The organism is Candidatus Neptunochlamydia vexilliferae, assembly GCF_015356785.1.
GTDB classification, from domain to species: Bacteria; Chlamydiota; Chlamydiia; order Chlamydiales; family Simkaniaceae; genus Neptunichlamydia; species Neptunichlamydia vexilliferae.
Genome location: NZ_JAAEJV010000023.1, coordinates 22,624 through 29,421 on the forward strand (window position 1 = coordinate 22,624; position 6,798 = coordinate 29,421).

Sequence of the window (6,798 nt, forward strand, 5' to 3'; positions counted from 1 at the left end):
TATAGAGTAATTTGCCTGTAGTTTCAATAGCTAATGACAAGGCTAAAATTGACCCGACCGCCGAGGCTATCTTCGAACTCCGTTTTATGGAGGCGGAAGCCCCAGTAAGCCGCTAAGTTTAAGTAGGGATCGATGAAGTAGCGGACACCTGGACCAACTCCTACGATATAGCTTGTGCTTGGCGTTAAAAGTTGACCTGTGAAAGGATCCTTGACTTTCTTATGAACTTGGGCCCATCCATAGTCGATAAAAGCAAGAAACGTGAGCTTGTCGATCGTCTCTTTTTTGCATGCCACCTTCCATCCCAAGATCGACAGGGGAGGAGCGGTAAATTCGATGCTCGAAAAGATCGCATCATCTCCATTAAGAATCCGTTCCCGGTAGCCTCGAACTGTGTCGAAACCTCCAAGTCCCTCTTGCTCACTGGGGAGGAGATTTTGGTTAGCGATCTGACCACTAAAGCGGAAGCTAATTCCAAAACACATCGGAAGGTGGAAGCGGGAAGAGAGCTCCCCTTTGACGTAGAAGTACTTGGGGCGTGCTCCAGGAGCTAAAAGTTGGTAGGCCTTTTCCGATTGGTGGGAGAACATCCGCGCAGGGGAAAAGTAGACCCCCAAGTCGGCTAGAATCGTTCCCCACGGCCATCCCGACTGGTATTGATAGTTAATCAGAAACTGGGACAAGTTTGTAATATTCACAAAGACAGGATCTTCCGAAAGAAGGGCGTTGTTGTTGCTCTCTTTGAAGTCAAACCCGATCGAAAAGTCGTTGTAATGCTTTCCCCGTGCAAAGAGGGGGAAATGGTAGCGGCCACTTGCTTGAACATTGTGACCTTCATTTCTCGATTCAGCCCCCACCTCACCATTTTTGATTCGGGAGTAACCTCCAAAACAAACGAGCGCCTGCCTGTAGGGGAGGGGGACTTCATAGTAGCCGGCGTGGGCAATCAGATCGGTGATTTTATCCACAGAGGTCGTGATCTGGTAGGAGAGAGTCTGCCCCAACCCGAGAAAATTTCCCCAGTTAAACCCTCCAAATTGGCGGAGTTTTCCATAGGCCTTATTTCCTCGGTTATCGATTCCTGCATAGATCCGAAATGGACGAAGTTCTTTTGTCACGAGTTCCAAGTCGGTTGTTCCAGCCATTTTCCCCTCCATGAAAACCGCATTGGTTTGACGAAAAGGGTTTCGGTTTAAAAAAGCCAAGTCCGCATTGAGGGTGTTGGTGTCGATCGGCTCTCCCACTTCCAAGTGGATATTATCGATCATTTTTCCCGAGGAGGTCCATCGGTTCCCCGTTGTTTCGATCCCTCCCAAAGTGCTCTCATGAATAAGAACCTGAAGGACTCCCTCGGTCACCTCTTGAGGGGGGATGATCACTTCAACAAAAGGGTGACCCTTTTTTTCGTAGTAGACCGCAATGGCCCCTTTGATCTCTTGAAGTTGCTCTTGACTGAGAGGTTTATTTAAAAAGCGGCTGCCCAGATCATTGGTGAAGCGGCCCCATGCAAGTCGTGAGCCAACTACTTTAACACCCACCACTCTCACTCCGCAAACATCGCCCAGCTCTTCCTTCTTGATCGCCTCACTCTTGTTCGATAAAACGATTGCCCTTAGGTGCTCGACCAAACATGCATCATCAGCAAGTAGGCAGGACACAGCAAGTAAAATAACTAAGAAAAAAGCACGCATCATTCCCATGATGTATCAGTTATCTTTTCGAAAGTAAAGTAATTTGGTCATCAAGGTAGGTAACAAGCGAGGGGCTGGTCTCTTCGAGGAAAGCGCGAAGATCTAGCGTAGCCAATCTCAGATCTTCCTTATTGGGAAGCGCGGGGAGAGCGGGAAAGAACTCGCCGATGTCGATCTGAATGGCCCGATCATCGAGAAAACCGAGATTTTTTCGGCAGTCGATGTCGTTATCGCCTACCCCTTTTCCCCGGCGGGTGTGGAGGAGGGTGAGAATCGCATTGATCGCCTCCTTTCCTTTTTTGGGATGGGCACGGAGATAGTCTAAGATTGGCGTCGCCCGCTTTTGCACGAGGAACTCCATGTCATCGAGCTTCAGGGTGACCCTTTTCCCATTGCCATACTCGAGGCGGATGGGAAGTTTGAGATGTTTTGTTTTGGTGAGGTGGAGATAGAGAACCCCTGTTTCTTCGGGGAGTTTTTGGTAGGCGATTTGGTAGCTTTGGTAGAGTTTATTGCGAAATGCGCGGTGACGGTTTAACATTTCACTCCGGACCATCTTAATCTCTTTTGAAAGGGGAAGGTAGTTGAGAAGGTATCGGGTTTTCATATGTTTTTGCTTGAAAAACTTGATCACCGTCTCCCCATCGGCGCTCATGAAGGCGTAACACTCCTTCCCACTCCCCAGTAGGGTAAAAGGCTCTTTGGTGATCTTTTCAAGGAGAGCCCGCTGCTTTTCATTGGGAGGGCCAAAGTCCCACCGAGAATCATAAGCATAGCGGGAGTGGATTTTCTTATAGGAAAACCCCTTAGTGCGCTTGATAGAGGTAAAATAGACTGGGATGAAAAGGAGCAAAAGGAGAAAGAGATACTTTTTCATCGGTAGGTCTCCACTTGGTTTTCCATTTCTAGGCATACTTCTCCGACAAACTCTGGAGCATGAGCTTGGACAAAGTCACGGATTTGATAGGAGAGAATTTGGAGCTCTTCGGCCGCTGGAAGGGGAACTTGATCTTCTTTAAACTCGCCGATGTCGATTTCGATTGCTTGGTCTTCTAAAAAGCCAAAGTTTTTAAAGAACTGGAGGTCTCTATCGTAGATCCCTTTTTGGCTCCGCTTGGCTACCACCTCTAAAAGGGAGGAAATGGCCTCCACAGCCCGCTTCCTTTCTCCCTTCTGAAGAAGCATTTTCAAGTGGTCGAAGGCCAGGGTGGCCCTTTTTTGCACGAGAAACTCCATCTCATCGACTTTTACCTCTAGGGGATTCCCCCACTGGTCCATAAGGGTAAGGGTATGGCCCAGGTGGGTTCCCTGGTTGAGGTGAAGGTAGAGGAGGCCCGTCTCTTCGCGGAGTTTTTCATAGGCGATCTTATAGCTAGTAAAGGACTTTTCCCTCTTCTCTGTTCTCTGTTTAATTTTTTCTATCGGGTAGAAAAGGCTCTTGGCAGGGAGAGGGAGGTAATCGACCCAGCTTTGCGTTCTCATATGCTTTTGCTTAAAAAACTTGATCACATAGTTCCCATCCCTTGATGCGAAGGCGTAGGTGTGGTTGCCACTTCCCAGGTAGGTGTAGGATTGGTCAAAAATGGTTGCAAGCTCCTCTTCACTTAAGGAGGAAAGCACGTCCCAACGGATCTCTGCGGGGTGGCGGGAGACGATTTTTTTAAGGGTGAACCCTTGGGGACGGCTACATCCTGCAGCTAATAATAAAAAAAGAAAAAACAGCTTTTTCATGCCAACAGTTTACACCAGCTGGGAAAGTTCGTCAAACTTCTCAAAAAAATTTTTAATCTGGCCCCGATTTTGAACGATGAGGCCGAGCACATAGAGTTTTCCTCGTTGCAAATAGACCGCGCCCATCTCCCCATCCATTGCGCGGGCCTTTTTTTCGATCTCCTTGAGCGGTTTTTGGTGGAGGGCAGAGAAGGAGAAGAGGGCACCCTCATCGGTTACCTTTGAGGAAAAACTCTTCTCTTCTAGGAGCATTTCAAAGAGCCCTTTCAGGAGGTGGGGGTCGATTAAGCTTTGCATGAAGGGGGGAGAGATTCCATAAAAATAATTTTCGATCAGGGTATCGTTTAGCGGGTTGTTTAAAAGAGCTTTGAGGGCTGCTAGGTTTTCATATTTGCGGCAGATCATTCCTCCATCAAAGTCGTCGACTTTGTGGAAAGTAGCCTTTAACAAGGAGAGAATTTTTTGTCTGGCTTTGGCCAAAGCGTGCCCCTTTTTAGGAAGGAGCACTTCGTAAAGGCTGATCTCTTTGGTATACCGTTTTTTTGTAATGCCAGCGACTTTTCTTTCAAAATTGCGGATCGTCATTTCGGGGGTTGACGAGATAAAAAGAGTGGGAGCTTTTGGCTTTTGGAGACGGGCTAAGATCACCGAGAAAAGAAAGTGGGAGGGGGTTTCATGATGGAACTGGACGATCGCTTTGATCGGTTCATGGATACTTTTAAGCTCTTTGGTAAGCCTTAAAACGTTCCGCACTTGTTCTTCATTTTTTACCTCGTTAGCCCGATTTTTTTCCCTTTTTTGGATACATTTTTTGATCTCTTTAGGGAGCTTTTTCTTTAAGAGTTTCACCTCTTCGATTCCGAACCCCTTTTGATCGTTTTTTTGCACTTCGATGTAGAGGGTGCGGACCCGATTTTTTCCTTGTTCATTGATGATGTGGCTGCCGGGGACAAGGGTGACATTTGGAATGGTTTTTTTGATGTTCTCAAAGAGCTCTTTTTCCTCTAGAGATTCGTGGGTTTCTATCAGGTTAATCCCCAGTAAAACAGCAAGGGTGGGCACCCCATCCAGGTGAAGCTGCATCATTTTAAAGCTGAGGTGACGCTCTTTAGGTTTTGCTTCGAAAGCGTAGGTGATAACTTTTTTAAATAGGTAGAGGTAGGAGAGGAGTTTGCTTAAGTGGGCGGTGGGGCGAGGGGTAGCAAATTCGTCATGAAAGAGGGCTGAAAGCTGTTCAATTTCCCTAAAGATGAGGGGATCGAAGGTTTGAGGTTTTGTGTCGATGATTGGGAAAAGGTGATCGGGGATTTTATCGGGGTCTTGGTCATAGATCCCTTTAAAGAGGAGGCTTTGGACATCTCCAAAAAAGTCTCGTCCCTCTATTTCTGAGGGATCTTTGATCAATGAGAAGAGGTTTTCGTGGAGGAGCATCCGTTTTTCTTCGAGGGTGAGCCCTTTGACCCCGACGATTCTTCGGGCGTGTCGCACCCCTAAAATAGTAGAGCGGACCTCTTCCTTAAAGCGGGGAAAGTTTTCCTGAATCCGCTGCAGCTCTTGCTTTGAGTCGACTTCCAGAAAGAATTCGATGACATAGAACCGCTCTTTGGGTCTCACGATAAATTTGAAGCTTAAGGAGCGGAGACAGGAGATGGTCATTTTTTTGCCGGGGCAGAGTTTTTGAGAGATCATATTGCAGAGGAAAAGAGCCACGCCGTGGGTGTGTTCTTCTCTGACAAGAGTTGTCAGGGAGAGGGTGCAGGGGGCCTCTGTTTCTTCTGAGAGTTCGACGAGGGGGAGGAGGGGAGCTAATTTTTCGAAGCAGGTGTCGATGGGGATGAACTGGGAGGTTTCGTGGACTTTAAAAGCGGATTCGGGGAGGATTTCCCTGATCAGTTTTTCCATGGAGAGGACGTAGGCGTCGAATCCTGGATGGGAGTGTTTTAGAGGAGAAGCAGCTTTGATTTTTAGAAAGTCAATCTTCATACTTAAAATCCTTTTTTTCGCGGCACCATTCCATTGTAAAACAATCTTCGAATTATTTGCAACTTTTTATTTTTTGAGGGGAGGGAGGTTGTGGTGGTTTGTTTAGAAGAAAGCTTAAGGGATAAAGCCGCAGGCAGAGCACTAGGGAAAAAGTTCTCGAATCTTTTCCCCAGACTCAGAAAGGAGTTCTCCTTTCCATTCAGATACATTACGTGCTTCTGAAGAAAAGTTAGCACCGATGATTGCTATCTCTTTTCCCTTGGAGGTATAAGGCTTGAAATACTCTTTTTGGTGGATTTGTCTCAGGGCGGCGTCAGCAGAATCATCAAGTTTAAGCTCTAGGATATAGGTTGTTTTAGGCATTTCTAATGCAACATCAATGCGTGCTGTATTTGTCGATCTCTCTGACAATGGATCAAACCCCATGCCATGGAGCATAGATAGAAGCATCGCTTGGTAGGTTCGCTCTTTAGCCCCAGCAAAAAAAATCCCTTAAAAGATCTCTGTTTTGTTTCGCAATTTCAATTGATTTTAGGTTGTTAATAATGGGTCGGTCATACTCGTCTATTAGAACGACAACCCGATTCCTCTCGGCAAGCTTTATCACGAGCCTTTTTAGTTGAGACTGGCTAGAGGCACCAGTTATAGATAGGCCATAAGTTGCGGCAGTATCTTCGAGCGTTTCTTTTAGGCCAATTTCGAGCTCCTCAGGGGATGTGTTCAGAATTTGAGCAAAGTCAAAGTAGAGAACGGGGTACTCTTGCTAGTCATAGTCGCTGTTATAGATCTGACACTCTTTGAATAGCTCCTTATTCCCTTTAAAAATCTCTTCCAATGTATTCAAGAACAAAGATTTTCCAAATCTCCTGGGCCGGGATATAAAATAGTGTGGGGAGCCTTCGTCTAATAGCTTTTTAATGAATAGAGTTTTATCCACATAGACATAGTCCTCTTTATAGAGAATTTTGCTTATACTCTGGATACCAATTGGTAACTTTTTCATCAAAATATCGATGCGGATACCCCTTCCTTTAGGGAGGGGAGGAAGCATCGCTCCTTTTTAGATTGTTTAATTTGTAGCCATGGTTTAAAATAGCTTTTATGAAACGAACCATTTCTCTTAAGTTGACCCTTTCCGATAAAGATTTTAAGACCCTTTTGGAAACGCAAAAGTGTTTCAGCCGAGGCTGTAATGCAATTGCTCTTCAAGCTAAAGAAAAGCGGTGTTGGAACCATGTCGCTCTCCATAACTTTTGCTATTCTAAAATAAGAGAAGAAATTCCGCAACTGGGCTCTCAAATGGTGTGCAACGCCCTTAGGAAAGTATGTGGAAGCTATAAAGCACTTAAAATTAAAAAAGGTCAAGAAGTTCCCGAGATTTCGTTTAAAGAAA

At 45.9% G+C, this 6,798-nt stretch carries 5 protein-coding genes and 2 pseudogenes; 1 reads left to right on the forward strand and 6 read right to left on the reverse strand.

What is annotated here, in order from left to right:
* Positions 1-23: 23 nt before the first annotated feature.
* From NEPTK9_RS05140 to NEPTK9_RS09685, 6 genes and pseudogenes are all read right to left on the reverse strand, one after another.
* Complete coding sequence (locus tag NEPTK9_RS05140; protein WP_194847763.1) at positions 24-1,694, reverse strand: ShlB/FhaC/HecB family hemolysin secretion/activation protein; 1,671 nt, start codon at positions 1,692-1,694, stop codon at positions 24-26.
* Positions 1,695-1,710: 16 nt separating this feature from the next.
* Entirely contained in the window at positions 1,711-2,568 is an 858-nt protein-coding gene (locus tag NEPTK9_RS05145) for a hypothetical protein (RefSeq protein ID WP_194847764.1), read from the reverse strand.
* On the reverse strand, positions 2,565-3,422 hold the full coding sequence (locus tag NEPTK9_RS05150; RefSeq protein ID WP_194847765.1) for a hypothetical protein: 858 nt from the start codon (positions 3,420-3,422) through the stop codon (positions 2,565-2,567). The genes NEPTK9_RS05145 and NEPTK9_RS05150 overlap by 4 nt, the downstream gene beginning before the upstream one ends.
* Positions 3,423-3,431: 9 nt before the next feature.
* The gene (locus NEPTK9_RS05155; protein WP_194847766.1) at positions 3,432-5,405 is read right to left on the reverse strand and encodes a hypothetical protein; all 1,974 of its coding nucleotides are present in this window, start codon (positions 5,403-5,405) and stop codon (positions 3,432-3,434) included.
* A 141-nt stretch (positions 5,406-5,546) separates the two neighbouring features.
* Positions 5,547-5,855, reverse strand: a complete 309-nt coding sequence (locus tag NEPTK9_RS09680) for a PD-(D/E)XK nuclease domain-containing protein (protein ID WP_228547036.1) — start codon at positions 5,853-5,855, stop codon at positions 5,547-5,549.
* A 19-nt stretch (positions 5,856-5,874) separates the two neighbouring features.
* Positions 5,875-6,456: pseudogene (locus tag NEPTK9_RS09685) on the reverse strand (AAA family ATPase).
* Between the two features lie 50 nt (positions 6,457-6,506).
* Here NEPTK9_RS09685 and NEPTK9_RS05165 point away from each other — a divergent pair.
* Positions 6,507-6,798: pseudogene (locus NEPTK9_RS05165) on the forward strand (RNA-guided endonuclease TnpB family protein); the annotation flags it as partial.

Bases quoted from the DNA above. Each gene is read 5' to 3' on its own strand.
- NEPTK9_RS05140 (WP_194847763.1), bottom strand. From the start codon at position 1,694: ATGATGCGTGCTTTTTTCTTAGTTATTTTACTTGCTGTGTCCTGCCTA.
- NEPTK9_RS05145 (WP_194847764.1), bottom strand. From the start codon at position 2,568: ATGAAAAAGTATCTCTTTCTCCTTTTGCTCCTTTTCATCCCAGTCTAT.
- NEPTK9_RS05150 (WP_194847765.1), bottom strand. From the start codon at position 3,422: ATGAAAAAGCTGTTTTTTCTTTTTTTATTATTAGCTGCAGGATGTAGC.
- NEPTK9_RS05155 (WP_194847766.1), bottom strand. From the start codon at position 5,405: ATGAAGATTGACTTTCTAAAAATCAAAGCTGCTTCTCCTCTAAAACAC.
- NEPTK9_RS09680 (WP_228547036.1), bottom strand. From the start codon at position 5,855: ATGCTTCTATCTATGCTCCATGGCATGGGGTTTGATCCATTGTCAGAG.